The 24,107-nt window shown below is 72.4% G+C and carries 20 protein-coding genes; 7 read left to right on the top strand and 13 right to left on the bottom strand.

Going from position 1 to position 24,107, the window contains the following annotated elements; all coding sequences use genetic code 11:
• Nucleotides 1-28: 28 nt before the first annotated feature.
• Nucleotides 29-823 carry a transcriptional repressor LexA gene (gene lexA / locus O7595_RS07940; RefSeq protein WP_093651710.1) on the top strand — a complete coding sequence of 265 codons (795 nt, stop codon included), beginning with the start codon at nucleotides 29-31 and terminating at the stop codon, nucleotides 821-823.
• Nucleotides 824-989: 166 nt separating this feature from the next.
• Here lexA and O7595_RS07945 read toward each other — a convergent pair whose 3' ends face one another.
• The 5 genes from O7595_RS07945 to O7595_RS07965 form a co-directional block, all read right to left on the bottom strand.
• Nucleotides 990-2,990 (bottom strand): ATP-dependent DNA helicase, encoded by a 2,001-nt coding sequence (locus tag O7595_RS07945; RefSeq protein WP_269728027.1) that lies wholly within the window; start codon nucleotides 2,988-2,990, stop codon nucleotides 990-992.
• 64 nt (nucleotides 2,991-3,054) lie between these two features.
• The gene (locus O7595_RS07950; protein ID WP_269728028.1) at nucleotides 3,055-4,854 is read right to left on the bottom strand and encodes an IucA/IucC family protein; all 1,800 of its coding nucleotides are present in this window, start codon (nucleotides 4,852-4,854) and stop codon (nucleotides 3,055-3,057) included.
• Between the two features lie 59 nt (nucleotides 4,855-4,913).
• On the bottom strand, nucleotides 4,914-5,708 hold the full coding sequence (locus tag O7595_RS07955) for a GNAT family N-acetyltransferase (protein ID WP_269728029.1): 795 nt from the start codon (nucleotides 5,706-5,708) through the stop codon (nucleotides 4,914-4,916).
• 106 nt (nucleotides 5,709-5,814) lie between these two features.
• Entirely contained in the window at nucleotides 5,815-7,794 is a 1,980-nt protein-coding gene (locus tag O7595_RS07960) for an IucA/IucC family protein (RefSeq protein ID WP_269728030.1), read from the bottom strand.
• A 28-nt stretch (nucleotides 7,795-7,822) separates the two neighbouring features.
• Nucleotides 7,823-9,199, bottom strand: coding sequence for a diaminobutyrate--2-oxoglutarate transaminase family protein (locus tag O7595_RS07965; protein WP_269728031.1), 1,377 nt, complete (start codon nucleotides 9,197-9,199; stop codon nucleotides 7,823-7,825).
• A gap of 300 nt (nucleotides 9,200-9,499) precedes the next feature.
• On the opposite strand from O7595_RS07965, the gene O7595_RS07970 reads away from it, so the two are divergent.
• Nucleotides 9,500-10,720 (top strand): trypsin-like serine peptidase, encoded by a 1,221-nt coding sequence (locus O7595_RS07970; RefSeq protein ID WP_269728032.1) that lies wholly within the window; start codon nucleotides 9,500-9,502, stop codon nucleotides 10,718-10,720.
• Nucleotides 10,721-10,794: 74 nt separating this feature from the next.
• Nucleotides 10,795-10,992: a hypothetical protein gene (locus O7595_RS07975; protein ID WP_443071582.1), complete on the top strand. Its 198-nt coding sequence runs from the start codon at nucleotides 10,795-10,797 to the stop codon at nucleotides 10,990-10,992.
• Between the two features lie 143 nt (nucleotides 10,993-11,135).
• On the opposite strand, the gene hflX is transcribed toward O7595_RS07975, so the two are convergent.
• From hflX to miaA, 6 genes are all read right to left on the bottom strand, one after another.
• Entirely contained in the window at nucleotides 11,136-12,626 is a 1,491-nt protein-coding gene (hflX, locus tag O7595_RS07980) for a GTPase HflX (protein ID WP_269728033.1), read from the bottom strand.
• A 258-nt stretch (nucleotides 12,627-12,884) separates the two neighbouring features.
• Nucleotides 12,885-14,384, bottom strand: coding sequence for a M1 family metallopeptidase (locus O7595_RS07985; RefSeq protein WP_269728034.1), 1,500 nt, complete (start codon nucleotides 14,382-14,384; stop codon nucleotides 12,885-12,887).
• Nucleotides 14,385-14,509: 125 nt separating this feature from the next.
• Nucleotides 14,510-16,630 carry a RelA/SpoT family protein gene (locus O7595_RS07990; RefSeq protein WP_269728035.1) on the bottom strand — a complete coding sequence of 707 codons (2,121 nt, stop codon included), beginning with the start codon at nucleotides 16,628-16,630 and terminating at the stop codon, nucleotides 14,510-14,512.
• 238 nt (nucleotides 16,631-16,868) lie between these two features.
• On the bottom strand, nucleotides 16,869-17,765 hold the full coding sequence (dapF, locus tag O7595_RS07995; RefSeq protein ID WP_269728036.1) for a diaminopimelate epimerase: 897 nt from the start codon (nucleotides 17,763-17,765) through the stop codon (nucleotides 16,869-16,871).
• A 29-nt stretch (nucleotides 17,766-17,794) separates the two neighbouring features.
• Nucleotides 17,795-18,256, bottom strand: coding sequence for a hypothetical protein (locus O7595_RS08000; RefSeq protein WP_269732415.1), 462 nt, complete (start codon nucleotides 18,254-18,256; stop codon nucleotides 17,795-17,797).
• A gap of 105 nt (nucleotides 18,257-18,361) precedes the next feature.
• On the bottom strand, nucleotides 18,362-19,300 hold the full coding sequence (miaA, locus tag O7595_RS08005) for a tRNA (adenosine(37)-N6)-dimethylallyltransferase MiaA (RefSeq protein WP_269728037.1): 939 nt from the start codon (nucleotides 19,298-19,300) through the stop codon (nucleotides 18,362-18,364).
• On the opposite strand from miaA, the gene O7595_RS33825 reads away from it, so the two are divergent.
• The 3 genes from O7595_RS33825 to O7595_RS08015 all read left to right on the top strand — a co-directional run bounded on the left by O7595_RS33825 (nucleotide 19,269) and on the right by O7595_RS08015 (nucleotide 20,136).
• Nucleotides 19,269-19,349, top strand: coding sequence for a hypothetical protein (locus tag O7595_RS33825; protein ID WP_443071828.1), 81 nt, complete (start codon nucleotides 19,269-19,271; stop codon nucleotides 19,347-19,349). The two genes, miaA and O7595_RS33825, sit on opposite strands and share 32 nt — an antisense overlap.
• 269 nt (nucleotides 19,350-19,618) lie before the next feature.
• Complete coding sequence (locus O7595_RS08010) at nucleotides 19,619-19,855, top strand: hypothetical protein (protein ID WP_269728038.1); 237 nt, start codon at nucleotides 19,619-19,621, stop codon at nucleotides 19,853-19,855.
• A gap of 23 nt (nucleotides 19,856-19,878) precedes the next feature.
• Complete coding sequence (locus O7595_RS08015) at nucleotides 19,879-20,136, top strand: antitoxin (RefSeq protein ID WP_269728039.1); 258 nt, start codon at nucleotides 19,879-19,881, stop codon at nucleotides 20,134-20,136.
• A gap of 185 nt (nucleotides 20,137-20,321) precedes the next feature.
• Here the strand turns inward: O7595_RS08015 and O7595_RS08020 are convergent, their stop codons facing one another.
• Nucleotides 20,322-21,038, bottom strand: a complete 717-nt coding sequence (locus O7595_RS08020) for a class III extradiol dioxygenase subunit B-like domain-containing protein (protein ID WP_269728040.1) — start codon at nucleotides 21,036-21,038, stop codon at nucleotides 20,322-20,324.
• 141 nt (nucleotides 21,039-21,179) lie between these two features.
• Nucleotides 21,180-22,670: a tRNA (N6-isopentenyl adenosine(37)-C2)-methylthiotransferase MiaB gene (gene miaB, locus O7595_RS08025; RefSeq protein WP_269728041.1), complete on the bottom strand. Its 1,491-nt coding sequence runs from the start codon at nucleotides 22,668-22,670 to the stop codon at nucleotides 21,180-21,182.
• Nucleotides 22,671-22,833: 163 nt separating this feature from the next.
• Between miaB and O7595_RS08030 the strand changes: the two genes are divergently transcribed.
• Nucleotides 22,834-23,832 carry a TAXI family TRAP transporter solute-binding subunit gene (locus O7595_RS08030; RefSeq protein ID WP_269728042.1) on the top strand — a complete coding sequence of 333 codons (999 nt, stop codon included), beginning with the start codon at nucleotides 22,834-22,836 and terminating at the stop codon, nucleotides 23,830-23,832.
• Nucleotides 23,833-24,107 lie beyond the last annotated feature (275 nt).

Consider the following 24,107-nt stretch of genomic DNA (forward strand, 5'->3'; position numbering starts at 1 on the left):
TAGGGAGACCATCTCGAGAGGGGCCGACGTGACCACCACCGCTGACAGTGCCACCATCACTGCCCAGGACCGCTCCCAGAACCGATTCGAGCCGGTGCATGCCATGAATGACGCAGCCACGACCCCGGAGGGCGCAGAGCCCGCGCGCCCCGCTCGTTCGCTGCCCGGTCGACCTCCAGGGATCCGCGCGGACAGCTCCGGCCTCACAGACCGCCAGCGCCGGGTCATCGAGGTGATCCGTGACTCGGTGCAGCGCCGTGGATACCCGCCGTCGATGCGTGAGATCGGCCAGGCGGTGGGCCTCTCCAGCACGTCGTCCGTGGCCCACCAGCTCATGGCCCTGGAGCGGAAGGGCTTCCTCCGGCGCGACCCCCACCGGCCCCGGGCCTACGAGGTGCGCGGTTCGGACCAGCCGGCCACGCAGCCCACTGACACCACGGGCAAGCCCGCCGCCTCGTACGTGCCCCTGGTCGGCCGTATCGCCGCCGGTGGCCCCATCCTCGCCGAGGAGTCGGTCGAGGACGTCTTCCCCCTCCCCCGGCAGCTGGTCGGCGACGGCGAGCTGTTCGTCCTGAAGGTCGTCGGTGACTCGATGATCGAGGCCGCGATCTGCGACGGCGACTGGGTCACGGTCCGCCGTCAGCCGGTCGCCGAGAACGGCGACATCGTGGCAGCCATGCTGGACGGCGAGGCCACGGTCAAGCGCTTCAAGCGCGAGGACGGCCACGTGTGGCTACTCCCCCACAACGCCGCATACCAACCGATCCCCGGCGACGAGGCGACGATCCTCGGCAAGGTGGTGGCGGTGCTTCGGCGGGTGTGAGCACACTCCGTCGCTCTGGCCGGGCCCCGGGACCCACTGCGCCGGTCCCGGGGCCCCGTTGCGACGGCGGGGAGGCCGCACCCTGTCCCGCAGTCCCCGTCGCAAGGAGCGCCCGCGCCGCCTCACGGAGCGACCTCGGCGCCTGCCCGCCTCTCCTTCTCCCGGCCTATTTCCCGTCCGCCCTCGCCGTCGCGTCGATGGCCGCAAGGGAGCGCCGCACCTGATTACGGTCCGTGGTGTACCAGAATTCGGGCAGTGACGCCTTCAGATAGCTCCCGTACCGCGCCGTGGCCAGCCGCTGGTCGAGCACGGCGACCACACCACGGTCTCCCGTTGCCCGTACGAGCCGGCCGGCGCCCTGGGCCATCAGCAGCGCGGCATGCGTGGCCGCCACGGCCATGAAGCCGTTCCCGCCCGCCTCCTCCACGGCCTTCTGGCGGGCGCTCATCAGGGGATCGTCCGGGCGTGGGAAAGGAATCTTGTCCATCACCACCAGCTGGCAGCTCGGACCGGGGACGTCGACCCCCTGCCAGAGGGAGAGCGTGCCGAACAGACACGTCTTCGGATCGGCCGCAAAGTTCTTGATCAGCTCCCCGAGCGTCTCCTCGCCCTGAAGCAGGACCGGGAACTCGGGAATGCGGGAACGCAGCTCCTCGGCCGCGAGCTGGGCCGCCCGCATCGAGGAGAACAGGCCGAGCGTGCGGCCTCCGGCCGCCTGGATCAGCTCGGTGAGCTCGTCGAGCATGTCGTCCCGTCCGCCGTCCCGCACCGGACGGGACAGATGCCTCGCGACATAGAGGATGCCCTGCTTCGGGTAGTCGAACGGCGAGCCGACGTCGACGCCCTTCCAGACGGCGAGGTCCTCGCCCTCGGTGCCCTCGGGGGCCAGCCCGAGCGACGCGCCCACACCGTTGAAATCGCCGCCCAGCTTGAGCGTCGCGGAGGTGAGCACCACCGAGCGGTCGGCGAAGAGCTTCTCCCGCAGCAGACCCGAGACCGACAGCGGGGCGACCCGCAGGGACGCTCCGAATCGGTCGTGGCGCTCGTACCAGACCACGTCGAACTCGGAGCCGTGGCTGATCCGCTCGGCGACCTCGTGGACGGACTCGACCGAGGCGAGCGCCTGCTTGCGGACGGCGTCCTCGTCCTGGACCGACTTGTCGCGGGTGGCGCCCAGCGCCGAGATCACCGTGCGGGCGGCATCGCGCAGCGCCAGCAGTGCGTACCCCAGGTCCTCCGGGATCTTCTCGAGGCGGCCGGGCAGTGCGAGCTCCATCAGCCTCTCGAAGCCCTCGGCGGCCGTCTGGAGCTGATCGGCCGCCTTCTCGTTGACCAGTTTGGCGGCGCGTCGCACCGCGCGATTGACCTGGCCGGGAGTGAGTTCGCCGGTGGCGACGCCGGTGACACGCGAGACCAGTTCATGGGCCTCGTCCACGATCAGCACCTCGTGCTGCGGGAGCACCGGGGCGCCCTCGATCGCGTCGATGGCGAGCAGGGCGTGGTTCGTCACGACGACCTCGGCGAGCTTGGCGCGCTCCCGCGCCATCTCCGCGAAGCACTCCGCCCCGTAGGCGCACTTGCTCGCGCCGAGGCACTCCCGGGAGGACACGGAGACCTGCGACCACGCCCGGTCGGACACCCCGGGGGTGAGGTCGTCCCGGTCGCCGGTCTCGGTCTCGTCGGACCAGTCGCGCAGGCGCATCAGATCCTGGCCCAGCTTGCTGGTGGGGCCGGTGGCCGAGGTGGGGTTCCCCGTGCCGAAGGCAAGGGGAGAGTCGAACAGCCCGTCCTCCTCTTCCTGGGGGACGCCCTCGTGGAGCCGGTGCAGACACAGATAGTTCGACCGGCCTTTGAGCATGGCGAACTCCGGTCTGCGGCGGAGCAGCGGGTGCAGGGCGTCCACCGTCCGCGGAAGGTCCCGCTCCACGAGCTGGCGCTGCAGCGCGAGCGTCGCCGTGGCGACGACCACGCGACCCCCGTGGGCCAGCGCGGGGACCAGGTACCCGAGCGACTTGCCCGTACCGGTGCCGGCCTGGATGAGCAGATGGGACCCGTCGTCGATGGCCTCGGACACGGACTCGGCCATGGTGACCTGGCCAGGCCTTTCGACCCCGCCGACGGCGGCGACCGCGGCGTGGAGGAGCTCGGGGAGGGATGGCTTCGTCATAGACCGCCCACCCTACGGGGCGCCGCTGACAGCGCGGTCCGGTCCCGGCCGGAGCGCTGCGCCATCACATGCTCAGCGGGTTGCGGACCGTGCCGTGGACGGCGGCGTGCGGACGCTCGGAGCGGTCGCGGTAGCCGTCGAGGTGGAGCCGGTTGCGGTTCAGGCAGAGACGCTCGATACGCGGAGTGAGCAGGTCGAACAGCTCGTAGCGGTCCTTGAGCTCGGGGAAGCGGGACTGGTGGCGCAGGATCTCCGCGCGGACGAGGGACCAGAACTGGGACTCGGGTACGCCCAGTTGCTCCTCGCACAGCGGGGCGAGATGGCGGAACACCCCGATGAAGAGACCGGAGTGGATGAACTGGGTGAGGAAGCCGGGCTCCTCCGTGAGCAGGACCGCTCGCACGTCGTCGGGCATGGCGCCCAGCTCCGGCAGGGCCCTGGCACTGACGTTCACGTCGTCGACGAAGTCCTTGATCGCGAGACGTACGGGCACGTCGTGGTGGTCGAAGACGACGATGGCGTTCTCCCCGTGGGGGGAGAAGACCGTGCCGTAGCGGTAGAGGAAGTGCAGCAGGGGCGGGAGCAGGGCGGCGAAGAGGTGCCGCAGCCAGGTGGCGGGAGCCAGCCCGGAGCGTTCGACCAGTTCGGCGCAGAAGGCGCGGCCCGCGGGGTCGGTGTGCAGGAGCGAGGCGAGGGTGCGCGCACGCTCCCCGGCGGGCAGCCGCAAGGGCTCCCGCCAGATGGCGCCGAGCAGTTCCCTGTACTGGTAGGGCACCTCGGGCAGCCGGTCGTAGTGCGGGTGCTCGACGGTGACCGAGGCCACCTCCCCCAGCAGGATCACTCGGCACTCGTCGCGGAGGAAGGGGTCGTGGTCGCTCAGTCCGTGGACCCATGAGGTGACGGCGGGCGCGGCCAGCGTGCGCTCGGTGGGCAACCCCCGCCAGACGAGGGTGTTGAGCACGGACAGCGGGAGCTTGACGGTGTGCCGGTCGGGGCGGCTGGTGTTGAGGAAGGTGCGGATGGACTGCTGCGGGAGCCGCAGGTCGCCGTCCGTGGTGAGCGGGACGATCTCGCCGCGGGCGATGGAGGGGGCGTAGAGGGGCAGGAGCACCTGGTCCCACTGCCAGGGGTGCACGGGCAGCAGGAGGTAGTCGGAGGGGTCGAGGCCGCGGTCCGTCAGCGTGGCCGTGAAGGCCCCGCGCACCGGAGCGTCGAGCTCCGCGGCGTAGAGGAGTTCGGGTGTGTCGAGTCCCCGCACGCCTCGGTAGGCGGCGAGGCGGGTACTGACGGCGATCCACGGGAGTCGTGCCGGATTCCGCGCCTCGGGGGCCCAGCGGGCGGTGTCCCGGGCGGAGAAGCCGAGGCGGCCCTTGTTGAGGACCAGCCAGGGATGACCGGTCTGGTGGCCCTCCAGGGAGGCGTAGTCGAGGTCGGCGAGCCGGGCGGCGGGGAGTGCGGTGTGGTCGAGCCTGCAGTCGGCGGCCAGGGTCGTGCTCAGCTCGCGTACGAGGTGGCCGAGCGTGGCGCCGTCGAGCGCGAGGAGGTGGCGGGCGGCCGTCAGGAAGCGGAGCGGATCGGTGAACGGGGTTCCGTCGCACCGGACGGAGTCGGGGTCGACCCTCCAGCTGCCGTATGCGCCGCGCCGGGCCCGGAAGGTGAGGTTCTCCCCTTCGTCGAGGCGGAGTGCGTAGCCGTCGTCGTGGCCCTGGGGCAGCGGCTCGATGATCTCTTCGTAGGCGAACTCACCGAGTGTCTTGGCGAGCAGACGGGCCGACGCCCGTTGCCAGGATTCCGGGTTGAGCTCGGCCGGCGCGAGCAGGGCGGTCGGCTCGTCGGAGTCTGGGGTGGCAGGGGACTTCGGCACGGGGACTCCTCGTATGGAACCGATGCGGTTCGAGCGGTGTATGTAGGGCAGCGGGTCGGTCACAGCACTTTGCCCAGCGCTCTGTCGCGGACCATGAGCGCTGCTCGCTTGTCGGGCAGGTCGACCTCCGCGGAGAAGCGGAAGCCGGCGCTGAGGAAGGCGGAGACGGAGGGGGTGTTGCGCAGGTCGGGTTCGGCGACGACGCGTCCGCAGCGGGGCCGGTGGTCGAGCACGTGATCGGCCGCGGCCCGGAGCAGGATCGTGCCGACGCCGCGGCCGCGGTCGGCGACGCCCCCGATGAGCAGGTGGATGCCGGTGTCGTGGGGCCGGGCCGGGTAGTGACGTGCGAGCGGGTCGAGGTCGGCGCGGTAGATCTCGAAGTAGCCCGTCGGCACACCGTCGAGCACGCCGAGGCAGGGGACGCTGCGCCCGTCTCCCGCCAGCTGACTCCCGAGGTGGGCCTCGGTGACGGACTCCGGCCCGGCCAGCTCCCAGAAGGCCGCGACAGCGGGGTCGTTCATCCAGCGGCTGATCAACCGCAGATCGCGCTCGATCAGGACGGGCACGAGCTGGAAGGAGCCGATGGGGGTGGGGACTGCACCCCAGTCGGAGAGGGCGTCCAGCAGGTCCTCGCCCGGGAACGGCGCGTGGTCGGGGCGCTTGCCCCCGGGGCCTTCCCCGGGCGCCGCGCCCGGGGAGCTCTGCTCCACCGGCGCCCGGGAGCCCGGTTGCCGGTCCTGTTCGAAGAGCGCCGCGAGTTCGTCGGGCAGCCGCAGTTCGAGGGTGTCCTCCACCCCACCGCCGGTGGAGGGGGTGGAGCCGCTGGTGTCGGCGCTCGCGTCGGTGGGAGGCATGGGTGGCGCTCTCCTCTCGGCAGTTCGGACAGGTCGGTCGTCGGGGGTGCCCGTCCTGGCCGGCCGGTGCCTACGGAGACGGGATCCCCTCGGGGACGGACGACGTTCAGGAGTGGAGGGGGTTGGTGATGGTGACGTAGACGGACTGGGTGTCGACGGGACCGACGAGCTCGTCGAGGCCGTGCAGCCGGGTGAGGAGATTCGCCTTGCATCGCAGGGTGGGGCACTCCAGGAGCTGCGCGGGCAGCGGCGAGCCGAGGTGACGGACGGAGTCGAGGAAGCGGCGGAAGGCGGCCACGAGCACGCGTTCGTCGGCGAGCCGTTGCGATCCGAAGGCGCCGATGAGACCGAGGACGTTGTTGATGCCGAGGTAGTAGGCGAAGCGTTCGTCCGTGACGGCGTCGTCGACGAAGGTGTCGCTGAGAGTGCCGATGCCGGGAAGCCGGCGGTCGAGTTCGGCGCGGCGCGACTCGCGGAAGTAGTAGCCCTGGTTGTCGCGGTAGCGGCCGCCGGCGGGCCAGCCCTGCGGGTCGATGATCACCAGGGTGTTCTGCTGGTGGGCCTCGAGGGCGACACCGGCCGTGGCATCGAGCCACAGCACCGGGCGCACGACCTGGTCGAGGTAGCGCAGGAACCACTCGGCGGCGACGGCACCGGTGGGGCGGCCCGTGCGGGCGGCGAGGCCGCCGATGACCTCGGCGAGACGCGAGTGGCTGCCCGTCCGGCCCGGCCAGGGCCGGGGTGCGGTGAGGCCCGCGAGGCAGACGGCGTCGTCACCGGCGCCGAACGGGTTGTGCCGGATCATGACGTCGAGTCCGGGCAGTGGCGCTCCGTCCGGGGTGTCCACTGCGAGCCACGCGGGGTCACGGACGATGTCGAAGCGGGGGTGCGCGGTCCGCCACTGTGTGCCCAGGCCGCTGCGGAGAAGGCGGTGGACCTCGACGCCCCGGTGGAGTTCCTTGCGGAGGTTCTCACGACGGGAGTTGGTGATGCGTACGCCGAGCGAGAGCTTGAGCATGGCCGGTGCGCCGGGCTGATGCACGGTGCGGACGGACGAGGTGGGGTGCCAGGGTTCACCGGCGGGGCCCAGGTCGCGGAGCAGTCCCGCGTCGAACAGCGCGGCGGCTTCGGGGCGGTGGGTCACTTCGCGGGCCTGCCAGGGGTGCAGCGGCAGGGCGACGGTTCCGGGAGGGAGGGCGAGGCCACCGGCGAGCCGGGAGGTGAGCTGCTCTGCGGGCACCGTGCGGCCCTCTTCCGTCCAGGCCGAGTCGCCGGACAGTACGTCCCGGTCGACGGCCAGCCAGTGGAGCGGGAAGGAGCCGTACAACTCCGGTGAGTAGAGCCGGGCTTCGGCGTCGGAGAGCCCTTCACGGCTCTTGGGGGTGGGATGAAGCGGATGGCCCAGGATCAGTGACTGTTCGGCGGTCAGGAAGAGGTCGGCTCCGTGCTGAGGGGCGGGGCGCCGCCGTCGGTCGTCGATGAAGCCGGCCGTGCGGCGGACGGAGTCCGCGACGCGTCCGGCGAGGTCGACCGCTTCGGACCGGCGGCCTTCACCGTCCTTTCGCACCAGGCCCCCGGATCCGGGTGCGCCGCCGTCGGCGCCCGGCTCACGGGTGAGGAGGACCGCGACGGTGACGGCGTCGGCCGGAGGGGCGTCCGCCGGAGCACCCTCCAGTACGGGCGGTCCGAAACGGTGCCAGCCGGTGAGGGACCAGTGGAGGACGGGGACGAGCAGTGCGGTACCGCTGGCCCGGAGCGGAATGCGCAGGGACCCCCCGGTGGGCCTGGGCAGGTCGTTCTCCCTGACCCAGCAGCGCAGGAGGTTCTCGACGGCGCCCGCGTCGGCGGCCGTCAGCGGATCGGGGTGGTCGAGCGGGTCGGCCGCGGTGCCCGGCGTGGCTGCGGCGGGGACTTCCGCCGGGCCCGACGCCGTTCCCGGCCGGGGATCGGCGTCCTGGTCCTCGGACGGCCCCGAGGCCTGCCGCGGTACCGTCACCGGCTCGACCGTGAGGGGGTGCCTCGGGTGGTGGTCCGCGGTGGGACGGGCGCCGGGCTCTGGGGTGTCGGCAGCGGGGGTGGGGTTCACGGGGACTTCCTTGTGGTGTCGTCCGGGATCACAGAGAGGGTCCGGTGTCGTTGCGGCGGTGCGGTGCGCAGACGGCCGCTTCCAGGGAGTCGGCGAAGCGGTCGAGGACCGCTTGGGCCTGCTCGTCGGTGAGCGTGAGGGGAGGCAGCAGTCGGACGACCCCGGAGTGGCGTCCGCCGAGTTCGACGATGAGCCCGCGGCGCAGGCACTCCCGCTGCACGGCGGCGGCGAGGACGGGGTCGGCCGGCGGGACGTCGGCCTGCGGGTCGTCGACGTCGGGATCCACCAGTTCGACACCGATCATCAACCCCCGGCCGCGTACGTCGCCGATGGACCGGTGGGTGGCGGCGAGGCCCTGGAGCTGCCCCAGCATGCGTGTGCCGAGGGTGGCTGCCCGCTCCGCCAGCCGGTGCTCCCGTACGAAGGCCAGGGTGGCCGCACCCGCCGCCATGGCGAGCTGGTTGCCCCGGAAGGTGCCGGCGTGGGCGCCGGGCTGCCAGACGTCCAGATCGGCGCGGTAGACGATCACGGCGAGCGGGAGGGAACCGCCGATGGCCTTGGACAGCACCATCACGTCGGGGACGATCCCGCTGTGCTCGACCGCCCAGAAGGCTCCGGTGCGGCCCACCCCCGTCTGCACCTCGTCGGCGATCAGCGGGATGGAACGGGACGCGGTGAGCTCGCGCATCCGTCGCAGCCAGCCGTCGGGGGCGGGGATCACACCCCCCTCGCCCTGCACCGGTTCCAGGATCATGCCGGCGGGCGACGGGACACCGCCCTTGGGATCGTCCAGCAGGTTCTCGGTCCAGCGGGCTGCGAGCTCGGCGCCCCGTTCGCCGCCGACGCCGAAGGGGCAGCGGTAGTTCTGCGGATAGGGCAGCCTCGTCACCCGGACGTCCGCCGCACCCCCCGACGCGTCGAGGGCCCCGGCCGTCATGCCGTGGTACGCGCCGGTGAACGCGAGCAGTCCGGTGCGGCCCGTCGCGGTGCGGACCAGTTTGAGGGCGGCTTCGACGGCGTCCGTGCCGGCCGGCCCGCAGAACTGGATGCGGGCGTCGTCGGCGAACGGTCGCGGCAACGTGGCGAACAGCTCGGTGGTGAAGGCGTCCTTGACCGGAGTGGCGAGATCGAGGACGTGCAGCGGCGCTCCTGAGGCGAGCACCTTCTTGATCGCTTCCAGTACGACGGGGTGGTTGTGGCCGAGGGCGAGGGTCCCGGCGCCCGAGAGGCAGTCGAGATACCGTCGTCCGTCCGCCCCCTCGATCGTCAGGCCGCGGGCCCGTACCGGGACGATGGGCAGCGAGCGGGCGTACGTCCGCGCCGCCGACTCACGGAGCGACTGGCGGCGCAGGATTCCTTCGTGTGCGACGGGCTGTGCCGGCGGAGCGGGTTCGGTCACGGCCACGGTTGTTCGTCCTCCGACTGTCACGGTTGTGTCGCGCCTCGGTACGGCGGTCGACCGCCGCGGCACGACGGTGAACGCTGGAAGCCTGCGTCCCCCGTCCGTACCAACGACGCCGGAAGCGGGGGATCACGGTCATTCCGGAAGATCCTTGAGCCCGGGAACCACGGCCCTGCCGCCCACCGTCCCCAACGGCACCGGCATAGTGGGGGCCGCGTTGCGGCACCGGCAGCGTCGCCGGGGTGCGCGCAGGCAATCCCGTTCGTACGCACGTAACTGATGAAGTCCCAGGGGGATCACCACATGCGACCCAATCGCCCGATCTTCGCCGCACGCCGGGGGGAGAGCGCCACTCGCAGGCCGATATTCGCGGCGGGCGCGCTCGCGGCCGCGCTCGCGCTGACGGCAACGGCCTGCGGCCCCGGTGAGGACGGCGCTGCGGACAAGCCGAGTGCCCCGGCAACGGCGGCCGACGGTGCCACCGACGGGAAGATCACGATCCCGGACGACCTCAAGGACCGGCTCAAGGAGCACGGGATCGACCTGGACAAGTGGCGCAACGGCGAGTGGAAGAACTGGGACAAGGACACCTGGCTCCGGGAGGCCAAGGACTTCGTCAACCCGATCATCGAGGACCTCTGGGACCCGGACCGGATGCGTGAGGCCGAGGAGCCCGACAAGCCGGTCGAGGAGGAGGACATCTCCGGTGACGAGGGCGTCACCGACCCGACGCCGCAACCGGTCGAGGCCGCGCCGGTCGCCGCGCCCTACCACGGCAACGCCCCCGAGGCCGGGAAGGTCTTCTTCGACGGCCCCAAGGGCTCGATGGTCTGCTCCGCGACCGTCGTGAAGGACCCGGCCAACCCCGGAAAGTCCAACATGGTGTGGACCGCGGGCCACTGCGTCCACGCGGGCAAGGAGGGCGGCTGGTACCGCAACATCGCCTTCGTCCCCTCGTACAACAACAGCGCGAAGACCTCCACCAAGGGGGACTCGAAGGAGCAGGTGGCCCCTTACGGCGTGTGGTGGGGCGACTGGGCGCAGACCTCCGAGCAGTGGATCTCGCAGGGCGCCGCCACCGGCGGCCAGGGCGCACCGTACGACTTCGCCGTGATCCATGTGACGCCCGAGAAGGGCGGCAACGGCAAGTCCCTCGAGGAGACGGTCGGTTCGGCCCTGCCGGTCGACTTCGACGCCCCGGCCGTGCCGAAGGTGGGGAGCGTGAGGGCGACGGGCTTCCCGGCGGCGCCGCCGTTCGACGGCGAGCGGATGTTCCAGTGCGAGGACAAGCCCGGCCGGCTGTCGCTGAAGGCCGAGGAGCCGACGATGTACCGCATCGGCTGCACCATGACCGGCGGTTCCTCCGGCGGTGGCTGGGTGGCGGCCGGCAAGGACGGCAAGCCCGCGCTGGTCTCGAACACGTCGATCGGCCCGGTGACGGCGGGCTGGCTCGCCGGACCGCGCCTCGGCGAGGAGGCCAAGGGCGTCTACGACGCGGTCAGCAGGAAGTTCGCGGGCCGATAGTGCTGCTCGGGGGCCCCGGACTCTCCGGGGCCCACCGGCACGGCCGCGGACGGTACCTGGTTCCAAGTCGCGACGTGGGGCGCATCGGCTGCACCATGACCGGCGGTTCCTCCGGTGGCGGCTGGGTGGCGGCCGGCAAGGACGGCAAGCCCGCGCTGGTCCCGAACACGTCGATCGGCCCGGTGACGGCGGGCCGGCTCGCCGGACCGCGCCTCGGCGAAGGGGCGAAGGGGATCTGCACGCCGATGAGCGAGAGGTTCGCGGGCGGGTGACCCGCGAGCCGAGGGCCGTGCTGTCCGGCGAGCCCAGGCCCTGCCCCGAATGTCTGGTACACGCACCCCGTGGACCACGAAGGCCCGCCCCGGGCGGGGCGGGCCTTCGCAAGGGGCGTCGCGCGGTGCGGACCGCGGACGGCTCAGCGCGTCGCCGGGACGTACGGCCCCAGCGCGGCCGCGAGTTCCTCGTGCACCCGCGCCTTGAGCAGCGTGCCCTCGGAGGTGTGCTCCTCCGACAGGACCTCGCCGTCGGCGTGGACGCGCGAGACGAGCGCTCCCTGTGTGTACGGCAGCAGGACCTCGATCTCGACCTGCGGGCGCGGCAGTTCGGCGTCGATGATCGCGAGGAGTTCGTCGATCCCGGCGCCCGTACGGGCCGAGACGGCGATGGCGTGCCGCTCGATGCGCAGCAGGCGCTGCAGCACGAGCGGATCGGCCGCGTCCGCCTTGTTGATCACGACGATCTCCGGCACGTCCACCGCGCCGACGTCCCGGATCACCTCGCGCACGGCGGCCAGCTGCTCCTCCGGTGCGGGATGCGAGCCGTCCACCACGTGCAGGATGAGGTCGGACTCGCCGACCTCCTCCATCGTGGAGCGGAACGCCTCGACGAGGTGGTGGGGAAGGTGCCGGACGAATCCGACGGTGTCGGCCAGCGTGCAGAGCCTGCCGCTCGGGGTCTCGGCCCGTCGCACGGTCGGGTCCAGGGTGGCGAACAGCGCGTTCTCCACCAGGACACCGGCGCCGGTGAGGCGGTTGAGCAGCGAGGACTTGCCCGCGTTGGTGTAGCCGGCGATCGCCACGGACGGAACCCTGTGGCGCTTGCGCTCCTGCCGCTTGATCTCGCGGCCGGTCTTCATCTCCGCGATCTCCCGGCGCATCTTCGCCATCTTCTCGCGGATCCGGCGCCGGTCCGTCTCGATCTTGGTCTCACCGGGGCCTCGGGTGGCCATGCCGCCGCTGCCGCCGCCCATCTGCCGGGACATCGACTGGCCCCAGCCGCGCAGCCGGGGCAGCATGTACTGCATCTGCGCCAGGGCCACCTGCGCCTTGCCCTCCCGGGACTTGGCGTGCTGAGCGAAGATGTCGAGGATCAGGGCGGTCCGGTCGACCACCTTGACCTTGACGATGTCCTCGAGGTGGATCAGCTGGCCCGGGCTGAGCTCACCGTCGCAGACGACGGTGTCGGCCCCGCTCTCGAGCACGATGTCGCGCAGCTCGTTGGCCTTGCCCGAGCCGATGTACGTGGCCGGGTCCGGCTTGTCGCGGCGCTGGATCACACCGTCGAGCACGAGGGCTCCAGCCGTCTCGGCGAGGGCGGCCAGCTCCGCGAGGGAGTTCTCCGCGTCCTGGACGGTCCCGGAGGTCCATACGCCGACGAGCACGACGCGCTCGAGGCGCAACTGCCGGTACTCGACCTCGGTGACGTCCTCGAGCTCGGTGGAGAGTCCCGCCACACGCCGCAGCGCGGCACGGTCGGAGCGGTCGAACTGGTCGCCGTCCCGCTCTCCGTCGATCTCGTAGCTCCAGGCGACGTCCTCTTCCATCAGGGCATCGGCCCGAAGGCTCTCGGTGCGGGTGGTCTCCGCGAAGCTCTGCGCGTCCTGGGAAGTGGATGAAGAGGAGGTCATTGGATCCTTACGTCGATCGAAAGCTGATGCGGACCGTATGCGCTCGGCATGCTCCCGCGATTGTCACAACGCGTCACGGTCCCGGAACATTCCCGGTGTGCCGCGCCGGGGCGGAGGGACCGTCGGGCGGGTCCGTCCCCCCTTCGGGGGAGGCATGCCCGGCGGCGCCGCCGACCTGTCGATGGTCCCACGGCTCCGCCGCGGCCGTCACCCCGGTTTTCCCGCCCCTCCCCGGGCTCCGGGAGGGCCCGTGGAGACTCAGTGCTTCACGGCGGGCGCGGCATTCCGCTGGGCCGACGGGGCCTCACTGCGCCAGTCCGGGTGCCCGGGCATCCTCGGGGTCTTCTCCCCGTAGAGCCAGCCCCTGAAGAACCCGGTCAGGTCGCGGCCCGAGACCCGCTGGGCGAGGGCGGTGAAGTCCGCCGTCGTCGCCGTGCCGTCCCGGTGCTCGGCGACCCAGGCCCGCTCCAGCGTCTCGAACGCGTCCTTGCCGATCTCCTGTCGCAGTGCGTAGAGGACCAGCGCACTGCCCTCGTACACGATCGGCCGGAACAGCCCGAGCTGCCGGCCGGGTGCCGCGGGCTTCGGGGCGGCCGGTGGCCCGCCGGCGGCGCGCCAGCCGTCGGACTGCGCGTATGCCTCGCGCATCTGCTCCTCGAGCGGCTGCTCGGCGTGCTCCTCCGCGTACAGCGAGCCGTACCAGGTGGCGTGGCCCTCGTTGAGCCAGAGGTCCGACCAGGTCCGCGGCGTGACGCTGTTGCCGAACCACTGGTGGGCGAGTTCGTGGACCATGACCGACTCGACGTACCACTTCGGGTACCGGGCGTCGGTGAACATCGACGTCTCGAAGAGCGAAAGCGTCTGGGTCTCCAGGGCGAACCCGGTCTCGGCCTGCGCCAGGAGCACTCCGTACGTCTCGAACGGATAGCGCCCGACCTTGTTCTCCATCCAGGTGATGTGCCCGGGGGTCTTCCTGAGCCAGGGCTCGAGCCGTGCCCGCTGCGCTGCGGGGACGACGTCCCGTAGGGGCAGGCCGTGCGGGCCCTCGCGGCGGACGACGGCCGACTTCCCGATGCTGACCTGGGCCAGCTCGGTCGCCATGGGGTGCCGGGTGCGATAGACCCAGGTCCTGGTGGCGGACTTGGCGGTGGGCTCGGCGGCACCGGTCCGGGCGGCCGGGACCGGGAGGCCGTTGGCCACGGCGGTCAGCCCCGTCGGTGCCGTGATGCGGAACGTGAAGTGCGCCTTGTCTGCGGGGTGGTCGTTGCAGGGGAAGACGCGGTGGGCGGCGTCGGCCTGGTTGGCCATCGCCAGGCCGTCGGTCGTGCGCACCCAGCCGCCCGCCTCCCCACCCTTCGGATCGCTGGTGTGGGTGACGGTGATGGCGAGGGGGGTGCCTGCGTCCACGGCCCGTCGCGGGGTGATCACCAGGTCCTCGCCGGCGGTCGTGAACTCGGCACTGCTGCCGTTCACCTCGACAGCCCGTACGGTGCCGCTGGTGAAGTCGAGGTTGATCCGCTCCAGGTGCTTCGTGGCCCGTGCGTCGATCTTCGTCACGGCATCCAGCGGCCTGCTGTTGGCGCCCCGGTAGGTGAAGGCGATGTCGTAGGTGAGGACGTCGTACCCGGGGTTGCCCAGGTGCGGGAACAGCGGATCCCCGATCCCCAGCGGTTCGGGGCCGGGCAGTACGGCGGCGACCAGCGTGGCCGAGGCGGTGACGAGCAACGCCGCCCGCAGGCGTCGTGAGGTGATCAGCATGTCATCACCGCTACCAGCGCGGGGAACGCGGACCGCGGCGGCTCGCTCCGCGCACACCCGAAAGGGGTCAGGCGCCGGGGGCAGGGCGGTCGTCCGCGTCCTGAGAAGGACGGCGGCGGGCCTGCTCAGGCGGAGGCCGGGTGCTGGGCGCGGCTCACGTCGTACACCCCCGCCACCTCGCGCATCGCCCTCATCAGCGCGGGCAGCCCGGCGGCGTCCTGGAGCTGGAGCGTGTACGTGTGGCGTACGCGCTGTTCGCTCGGCGGTTCGACGGTGGCGGAGACGACCGCAGCCCCGGCCGTGGCGATGGCCTCGGTGAGATCCGCGAGGAGGCGGGGCCTGCCGAACGCCTCGGCGACCAGCGTGACGCGGCACTCCGCCGCCCGGCCCCAGCGCACCTCGACCGGCTCCCGCCCCATGGCGCGCATGCGGGACACGCCGGGACACTCGCCGCGGTGCACGGTGACCGCTCCGCCGCGGACCGCGAATCCGGTCACCACGTCGGGCGGCACCGGGGTGCAGCATCCGGCGAGCCGGACGGGGGCGTCGGGGAGGCCGGGCGCCTCCGCGACGGCGTTCGCGGCGGCCCGCCGGCCCCCGCCGGGGGACACGGGCGCCCGGGGCGCTGCGGCCTGCGGCTTGGCCGCCTCGGGGTGCTCGGCGAGCCAGCTGGTGATCGCGATCCGGGCCGCGGGAGTACGGGCGTGGTCGAGCCAGTCCGGCGAGGGCCCGGAGGCGGCGTCCTGGGCGAGCAGCGGCTGCACCGTGTCGCCGTCACCCAGCCGGGTGGCCAGCGCGGCGAGCCGGCCGTTGACACGGGCCCCGACACAGGCGTGCGCCGCATCGCCGTACTGCGCGTAGGCGGCGTCCACACAGCTCGCCCCGGCGGGAAGGCCGAGGGTGCCGCCGTCCGCGCGGAAGACGGTGATCTCGCGGTCCTCGGCGAGGTCCGCCTGCAGCGAGGTCCAGAAGGTGTCGGGGTCCGGGGCCGACTCCTGCCACTCCAGCAGCCGGGAGAGCCAGCCCGGCCTGGTGGGGTCGGCCCGCTCGCCGTCCGCTCCGCCGGGGGCGTCGCCCGCGCCCGCGGTGCCGCCCCCGTCCGCTGTGTCCAGCGCCGTGTACGGGTTGCCGAGGGCGACGACACCGGCCTCGGCGACGCGGTGCATCTGGTGCGTGCGGATGAGGACTTCGGCGACGGCTCCGTCGGAGCCCGCGACCGCCGTGTGCAGTGACTGGTACAGGTTGAACTTGGGGGCGGCGATGAAGTCCTTGAACTCGGAGATCAACGGCGTGAAGCAGGTGTGCAGTTCGCCGAGGACGGCATAGCAGTCGGCGTCCTCGCCGACGAGGACGAGGAGGCGGCCGAAGTCCGTGCCGGACAGCTCGCCGCGCTTGAGCCGTAGGCGGTGCACGGAGACGAAGTGCCGTGGCCGGACGAGGACTTCGGCCGGGATGCCCGCGTCCCGCAGGACGGCTCCGACGCTCTCGGCGACGGTGGCCAGGGCGTCACCCGCGTCGGCGTTCTCCGCGATGAGCGCGCGGGTGCGTTCGTACTCCTCGGGGTGGAGGATCGCGAAGACCAGGTCCTCCAGCTCGGTCTTCAGCGCCTGGACGCCGAGCCGCTCGGCGAGCGGGATCAGCACGTCGCGGGTGACCTTGGCGATGCGCGCCTGTTTCTCGGGTCGCATCACACCGAGGGTGCGCATGTTGTGCAGCCGGTCGGCGAGTTTGATGGACATGACCCGGACGTCGTTGCCGGTGGCGACGAGCATCTTGCGGAAGGTCTCCGGCTCGGCGGCCGCGCCGTAGTCGACCTTCTCCAGTTTGGTGACGCCGTCGACGAGGTAGCAGACCTCCTCGCCGAACTCCGTCCGCACCTGGTCGAGTGTCACTTCGGTGTCCTCCACGGTGTCGTGGAGGAGCGAGGCGGTCAAGGTCGTGGTCTCCGCGCCGAGTTCGGCGAGGATCAGCGTCACGGCGAGCGGGTGCGTGATGTACGGCTCGCCGCTCTTGCGGAACTGCCCGCGGTGCGAGGACTCGGCGAGGACGTACGCCCTGCGCAGGATCGTCAGATCGGCGTCGGGGTGGTGGGCGCGGTGCGCCTCCGCGACGTGGCCGATGGCGTCGGGGACCCGGTCCCGTGCTGTCGGACCGAGCAGCGCGGCTCTGCCCAGCCGACGGAGGTCGAGCCTGGGGCGGGCGCGTCGGCGGCTGGGAGCACCAGGGTTGGTGGCCTCTGCACTCATGGGGCACCTCCGGCAGCGTCGACCGGCGGTGGGCGGAGCAGGTGTGCCCTCCCTGCCGGTGCTTGATGCTACCGAGCCCACCACGTAGCCGAGTTCACCTCTCGCTCAGCGTGAATCGGATCACCCATTCGAGCGATGGTTCAGGGGATGCGCGTTCCCATCGGCGGTGCGACCCGTGCCGTGGGACGCCGGGGAGCGCGGCCGGAGGCCCGTGCCGCGGGACGCGATGGAGCGCAGCTCAGGCCGGGGCCTCGAGCCAGGCGGGGTCGATGTGGCCCTCGGCGACGATCACGGCGGGACCGGTCATCTCGATCTCGCCGTCCGGGTGCTCGGTGATCACCAGCCGGCCGCCCGGAAGGTCCACCGTGTACGTGACGGGGACACCGGTCACGGCGGGGTCGGCGCCGTCCCTGCGCGCCGCCGCCACGGCGACGGCGCAGGCGCCGGTGCCGCACGAACGGGTCTCGCCGGAGCCTCGCTCGTGCACCCTCATGGCCACGTGGCGCGGGCCCCGGTCGACGACGAACTCGATGTTCACTCCGTCCGGGTACACCGAGGCCGGGGTGAACGGCGGGGCGGAGAGCAGTCCGCCCGCGTGGCCGAGGTCCTCGACGAACGCGACCGCGTGCGGATTGCCCATGTTCACGTTCCGGGCGGGCCAGCTGCGGCCGTCGACGGTGACGGTGACACCGTCCTCGGGGAGCCGGGCCCGGCCCATGGCGACGGTGATGTCGCCGTCCTCGTCGATGTGCACCCACTTGACGCCGCCGCGCGTGGCCACCGCGAGGTCACCTGCGCCGACGAGGCCCGCCCGGAGCAGATAGCGGGCGAACACCCGCACTCCGTTGCCGCACATCTCGGCGATCGAACCGTCCGCGTTGCGGTAGTCCATGAACCACTCGGCCTCGCCCGCCTGGGAACGCGCCTCGGGGTGCGCGGCGGAGCGCACGACGTGGAGCAGCCCGTCGCCCCCGATGCCCGCGCGGCGGTCGCAGAGTGTGGCGACCACGGAGGCGGGCAGCTCGATCTCGTTGCCGGGGTCCGGGACGATCACGAAGTCGTTCTCGGTCCCGTGGCCCTTCAGGAAGGCGATGGGCGAGAGCGGTGGCGTGGTCGGGGTGGCGTCGCTGGTCACCCGACCATCGTAAGGGCCGGTCCCGGCACTCAGCGGAGCCGGGCCACGCGCCAGACCGCGAGGGCGACGAGGGCCGCGGCCACCACGACGTACAGGGCGATCACGCGCCAGTCGGGGCGCTCCCCGGAGCTGCGCTCGGGCAGGCCCGGCCAGGTGTGGCCGACACGGCGGGCGGCCATCATGCCCCAGCCCGCGGCGCAGCAGCTGATCAGGAGACCGAGCATGGCGACGACCGCACCGCCGTCCCCGGAACCGAACGCGAGCGGGAACGCGAACATCAGCGAACCGACGGCGGCGAGGCCCACGATGGGCGCGAGCTGCCAGATCCTGAGGCGCCGGGGCGGACGCAGCTCCACCTCGACCGCGCCGTCGGCTCCCGAGTCGTCCGCGCCGTCCGCGAGCAGGTCAACGGTCTCGTCCGGGCCGTCGGGGCTCAGACGGGACAGGTCGTTCCGTGCCCGCTGTTCTCTGTCGCGAGGGCCGGCCTCCATCGCCACGCGCCCTCCCAACTCGGACCACTAGTCGATCGATGCTCGATGATGGCACGGCCCGAGGCACCGGAATGACGGCCGTGGCGTCCCGATGCCATCACGTGATCAGGCTGTAACCGGTCGTTCGACCAACGCGAGAGCGCGTCCCGGAAGTTCCCGGCGGTCCGCGGCGGCACCGCTCAGCCAGTGCACGCGCGGATCCCGGCGGAACCAGGAGTCCTGACGACGCGCGAAACGCTTGGTGGCGCGCACGGTCTCGGCGCGCGCCGCCTCCTCGGTGCACTCCCCCGCGAGCGCCGAGAGGACCTGCTGGTAGCCGAGCGCGCGCGAGGCGGTGCGCCCGGCCCGCAGCCCCTGGGCCTCCAGGGCCCGCACCTCGTCGACGAGACCCGCCTCCCACATGCGGTCCACCCGCAGCGCGATGCGTTCGTCGAGTTCGGGGCGGGCGACGTCGACACCGATCTGCACGGTGTCGTACACGGCGTCGTGGCCGGGCAGGTTGGCGGTGAAGGGCCTGCCGGTGATCTCGATCACCTCCAGGGCCCGGACGATTCGCCGGCCGTTGCCGGGCAGGATCGCGCGGGCGGCCTCCGGGTCGGCTTCGGCCAGCCGCGCGTGCAGCACTCCGGAGCCGCGCTCCTCCAGTTCGGCCTCGAGGCGGGCGCGGACCTCGGGGTCGGTACCGGGGAACTCCAGCGCGTCGATCGCACCGCGCACGTACAGCCCCGATCCCCCGACGAGGACGGGCGTACGACCCTCGGCGAGCAGCCGGTCGATCTCCGCACGGGCCAGCTTCTGGTACTCGGCGACGCTCGCCGCCTCCGTGACGTCCCAGATGTCGAGGAGGTGGTGCGGAATTCCGCCGCGCTCCTCCTCCGTCAGTTTGGCGGTCCCGATGTCCATCCCGCGGTAGAGCTGCATCGAGTCGGCGTTGACGACCTCGCCGCCGAGCTGCCGGGCCAGATGGACGCCCAGATCGGACTTGCCGGCCGCGGTGGGACCGACGACGGCGATGACCCGCGGTGCGGGGGCTGCGCTTCTCACCGGCCCAGTCTCGCAAACGACCCCGGCTGTCCCCGAACGAGCTACGTGACGGCACCTGCACGGGGTCGTTGCCTGTTGCGAGGTTCCGGCCGCCGGTCACTGAACCGGCGCCGCCGGGGCGGAGCGATGGGACGCTCCGGACGGCGCGGAATTTCGCCCACACGAGTAGGCTATGGAGTAGATATGGGCGTTTTTGCAAGGTTTCGCCGGAAGGTCAAAGTTGCTGGGGAGGCGTCGACCGAGGAAGGCACGGCCGGCCGTGTGACGGCCGGTCCCGAGGAAGGCGCCGCCGGGGAACCTGCCAAGGACGCCGTGCAGGTGAAGGAGCCAGTGGAGGCGTCCGCGGACGAGGCCACCGGCTCCGTGGACTCCCTGAACGGTGCGGACGACGACGAGGCCGCAACCGGCGCCGAGGAGGCTCCGGCGGCCTCCGGCGCGGCCGGCGGTCCCGGACCGTCGGACGGATCCTCCGGGGCGGAGCACGTCGAGATCCCGAAGCAGCAGTCCGTCGACGAGGCCGCGGACAACGGAGCCGGGGAAGGCGCCCGTAAGTAGATCCGGATGAGCGAAGGTGACCCATGGGCATCATGGACACGCTGAAGGCCAAGCTCGCCCCCGCCCGGGAGAAGGTCTCCGACCTCGCCCACCACCACGGGCACAAGATCGAGCACGGTTTGGACAAGGCCGCACGGACGGTCGACCATCGGACCAAGGGCAAGTACAGCGACAAGATCGAGTCGGGTACCGGCAAGGCCAAGGAGGCCCTGGACCGCCTCGCCCACAAGGACGACGGCACGCAGAAGGGCGGCGAAGGCACCCCGCCGCCGGCTTCCTGAGGGTGCGACGGCGCCACTGCCGCGGAGTTCCGGCTCCGCGGCGGTCCGCCGTGTCCGGGGGAAGGCCGAGCCGGTCGCGGCAGCGTGGTGCTCGATCGCTCCGGCGCCTCGGGGCACGCCCGCAGACGGCCGCCGCCCGCGCCGTGAACCGGTGCGGTCGTCCCCGACGGGGTGGGGGCGCGGTGTCAGGACCAGGCGGCGACGAAGTACCCGACGCCGTACGGGGCGTCCTCGTAGAGGAGCTGCCCGGTCAGTCCGGCGTCCTCGGCGGCTCCCGCGAGGACCTGCCACGGTGCGCGCCCGGCCACCTGGAGCTCCCGTGCGAGGGACTCGTCGAGCCCGGCGAGCACCGCGGTGTCCGCGGCCCCGAGCGCCCGGGCGGCCTCCGCGTCGAACGGCGCCGCGCGTTCGTCCAGGTATCCCGGTGCCTTGAGGGTGCGGCGGGCACTGCCGTCGCCCATGACGAGCAATGCGACCCGCCGGGCCCGCGCGGCCAGCTCCCGGCCCGTCTCCACACAGCGCGCGGTGGTCAGACCGACGTCCACGGCGAGACCCTCCACCGGGGCGATGGACCAGCTCGCACGTTCCAGCAGCCAGGCCCCGACGGCCAGCGCCACGGGAAGCCGTCCCTCCGGCGCAGGCCCCTCGCCGGTGCCCAGTCGCACGTGCGAGGCCACGCCGAAGCCCTCGAAGGAACCGGGCGTCCCCTGGGCGTGGGCACCGGGCCGCTCGCCGGGTCCCGCGGGGCCCACCACGAACAGCACCTCGGGACGGGAGGCGGCCAGCACACCCAGCACGTCGGCACACGCGGTCCGGGCCGCGTCGAGTTCGGAGGCGGCGCCGGCGGCCACGTCGGGCACGAGGAGCGGAGGGCTGGGGCAGACAGCTGCGGCGACAAGCATGATCGCAGCCTAGTGCGCGGGCTCCGGGCGGCCCCGGACGACCGGCGACTGCCCACGACGGGTCGGCCCGGGGCATTGGTTCCCGGACCTCGCCGGACGCACCGGCACCCGGCGGCAATGGCCCGCCACGTACCCGCCGGGTCAGCCGACCGCCGAACAGCCGCCCGTCGGAGCGGGCAGCGGAGCGGGGACGCCGACCGTCGGCAGGCCGAGCATCACGCCGGCGGGCTGCTGAGGGGCGGCGTTGCGCTTCTCCCAGGCCTCACCGGCACGAGTACGGCGCACGGAGATCGTCTCGCCCTCGGCCAGAAGGTGGTGCGGTGCCGCGTACGTGATCTCGACGGTCACCACGTCGCCCGGACGGACCTCGTCCACGGGCTTGGTGAAGTGGACCAGTCGGTTGTCCGGCGCACGGCCCGAGAGCCGGTGCGTGGCACCGTCCTTGCGGCCCTCGCCCTCGGCGACCATGACCTCCAGGACCCGGCCGACCTGCTTCTTGTTCTCCTCCCAGGAGATCTCCTCCTGGAGGGCCACCAGCCGCTCGTAGCGCGCCTGGACGACCTCCTTCGGGATCTGACCGTCCATCTCGGCGGCCGGGGTGCCGGGCCGTTTCGAGTACTGGAAGGTGAAGGCCTGGGCGAAGCGGGCCTCGCGCACGACGTGCAGCGTCTGCTCGAAGTCCTCCTCGGTCTCGCCGGGGAAGCCCACGATGATGTCGGTGGAGATGGCGGCGTGCGGGATCGCGGCGCGGACCTTCTCGATGATGCCGAGATAGCGCTTCTGCCGGTACGAGCGGCGCATCGCCTTGAGCACCGTGTCGGAGCCGGACTGGAGCGGCATGTGCAGCTGCGGCATCACGTTCGGCGTCTCGGCCATCGCGGCGATCACGTCGTCGGTGAAGTCGCGCGGGTGCGGGGAGGTGAAGCGCACCCGCTCCAGGCCCTCGATCCTCCCGCAGGCGCGGAGGAGCTTGGAGAACGCCTCCCGGTCGCCGATGTCGGAGCCGTACGCGTTGACGTTCTGGCCGAGCAGCGTGATCTCCGAAACGCCCTCGCCGACCAGCGCCTCGACCTCGGCGAGGATGTCGCCGGGACGGCGGTCCTTCTCCTTGCCGCGCAACGCCGGCACGATGCAGAACGTGCAGGTGTTGTTGCACCCGACGGAGATGGACACCCAGGCCGCGTACGCGCTCTCACGGCGCGTCGGCAGCGTGGAGGGGAAGGCCTCCAGCGACTCGGCGATCTCGACCTGCGCCTCTTCCCGGACGCGGGCGCGCTCCAGCAGCACGGGCAGCTTGCCGATGTTGTGCGTGCCGAAGACGACATCGACCCACGGCGCCTTCGTGACGATGGTGTCGCGGTCCTTCTGGGCGAGGCAGCCGCCGACGGCGATCTGCATCCCCGGCCGCCGGGCCTTCATCGGGGCGAGCCGCCCGAGATTGCCGTACAGCCTGTTGTCGGCGTTCTCCCGGACCGCGCAGGTGTTGAAGACGACGACATCCGCCTCGCCCTCACCCGTGCCCTCGGGCGCCCGGACATAGCCCGCGTCCTCCAACAGGCCGGACAGCCGCTCGGAGTCGTGGACGTTCATCTGGCACCCGTAGGTGCGCACCTCGTAAGTCTTCGCGCTCATCTCGCACACCAGGGTACGGGGTGACGGCCGCCCTCCGCCCCCTTGTTCCCCGGGCGGGAGAGGGCGGGAGAGGGGAGGACCGTGGGCGGGACACGGAGAGCCGATCATGCACGGGGAGGGGAGGGCCTGGTCAGCACCGTGCGTGAACTGGCAGGATCGCGCCATGCTCCCCGCTCTGTCCCGAATCAGCCGGCGCCGCGCCCTGCAGGGCTCCGCCGCGCTGGCCGTCGTGTGCGGGCTGCTGCTGTGGTGGCTGCTGCCGATGGACGACAGCAGCCCGAGCGGCCGGCTCACGTTCAGCACGGGCGTGCAGAGCGGCGTGTACCAGCGGTACGGAAACCTCCTCAAGCACGCCCTGGCCCACGACCTGCCGAAGGTCTCGATAGAACTCCGCAAGAGCGAGGGCTCCCAGCAGAACCTCGCCCGGGTGGCGAGCGGTGAGGCCGACTTCACGATCGCGACCGCCGACGCGGTGGCGAAGTACAAGCGCGACGGCAGGCCCGGCGCCGACCGGCTGCGCGGCTGCGCACGACTGTACGACGACTACGTACAGCTCGTCGTGCCCCAGGGCTCGCCCGTGGAGACCCCGGCCGATCTGCGCGGCAAACGGGTCGGCGTCGGCCAGGACCGCTCCGGTGTCCGTCTCATAGCGGACCGGGTGCTCACGGCCGCGGGCCTGGACGCCCGCCAGGACGTCGAACCGGTGTCCGCCGGCCTCGACACCTTGCCGGGACGGCTGGAACGGGGCGAACTGGACGCCTTCTTCTGGTCGGGAGGGCTGCCGACCGGCACGATCCAGAAGCTCTCGGAACGTTTTCCCGTACGGCTGGTCCCGGTCGGCGACAGGCTCATCGGCCGCGTCCACGCGACGGGCGACGCGACGCGCCACTACCACTCGGCGGTGATCCCGGCCGAGGCCTATCCGCGTATGGGCGCCAGGTCCCCGGTGCAGACCGTCGCCGTGGCCAATCTGCTCGTCACGACGGACCGGGCGGACCCGGAGCTGACCGAGCGGTTCACCCGGACCGTGATCAGGAGCCGGGACCGCATCGGCCGTGTGGTCCACCCGGCGCAGCTCGTGGACCTGCGGACGGCGATCTACACGGACCCGCTGCCGCTCCACGAAGGCGCCCGCCGCTACTACAGCTCGGTGAAGCCGTAGGACGAGCGCCGGGGACACGGACCCCGGACGCCGGGGTCGGGCGCCGTCGCGGGGGTGACGCTCCGCGGTGCCACCGGCCGGCCCCGGCTCTCGGGGCGAGCGGGCGATCGGCCCCCGCCTCCTGAGGTCGGGGGTGGCGGGGACCGGCCGGGCCGGACGCGGGCCGGTCCACCGGCGGCAGGCCGGCCCCGTACGGACCGCCCCGTCCCTCGTTCCCGCGCACCGGTCCCGGCCGGGAAGCCCTCCCCCTCCGGCAGCCGGCCCCGTACGGACCG

The organism is Streptomyces sp. WMMC940 (assembly GCF_027460265.1).
Taxonomy (GTDB): domain Bacteria; phylum Actinomycetota; class Actinomycetes; order Streptomycetales; family Streptomycetaceae; genus Streptomyces.

Bases quoted from the DNA above. Each gene is read 5' to 3' on its own strand.
- O7595_RS08020 (WP_269728040.1), bottom strand. From the start codon at position 21,038: ATGCTTGTCGCCGCAGCTGTCTGCCCCAGCCCTCCGCTCCTCGTGCCC.
- hflX (WP_269728033.1), bottom strand. From the start codon at position 12,626: ATGACCTCCTCTTCATCCACTTCCCAGGACGCGCAGAGCTTCGCGGAG.
- O7595_RS07945 (WP_269728027.1), bottom strand. From the start codon at position 2,990: ATGACGAAGCCATCCCTCCCCGAGCTCCTCCACGCCGCGGTCGCCGCC.
- O7595_RS07990 (WP_269728035.1), bottom strand. From the start codon at position 16,630: ATGAGTGCAGAGGCCACCAACCCTGGTGCTCCCAGCCGCCGACGCGCC.
- miaB (WP_269728041.1), bottom strand. From the start codon at position 22,670: ATGAGCGCGAAGACTTACGAGGTGCGCACCTACGGGTGCCAGATGAAC.
- O7595_RS33825 (WP_443071828.1), top strand. From the start codon at position 19,269: ATGACCCGCGGTGCGGGGGCTGCGCTTCTCACCGGCCCAGTCTCGCAA.
- O7595_RS07970 (WP_269728032.1), top strand. From the start codon at position 9,500: ATGCGACCCAATCGCCCGATCTTCGCCGCACGCCGGGGGGAGAGCGCC.
- O7595_RS07985 (WP_269728034.1), bottom strand. From the start codon at position 14,384: ATGCTGATCACCTCACGACGCCTGCGGGCGGCGTTGCTCGTCACCGCC.
- O7595_RS08015 (WP_269728039.1), top strand. From the start codon at position 19,879: ATGGGCATCATGGACACGCTGAAGGCCAAGCTCGCCCCCGCCCGGGAG.
- O7595_RS08000 (WP_269732415.1), bottom strand. From the start codon at position 18,256: ATGGAGGCCGGCCCTCGCGACAGAGAACAGCGGGCACGGAACGACCTG.
- O7595_RS07955 (WP_269728029.1), bottom strand. From the start codon at position 5,708: ATGCCTCCCACCGACGCGAGCGCCGACACCAGCGGCTCCACCCCCTCC.
- O7595_RS08030 (WP_269728042.1), top strand. From the start codon at position 22,834: ATGCTCCCCGCTCTGTCCCGAATCAGCCGGCGCCGCGCCCTGCAGGGC.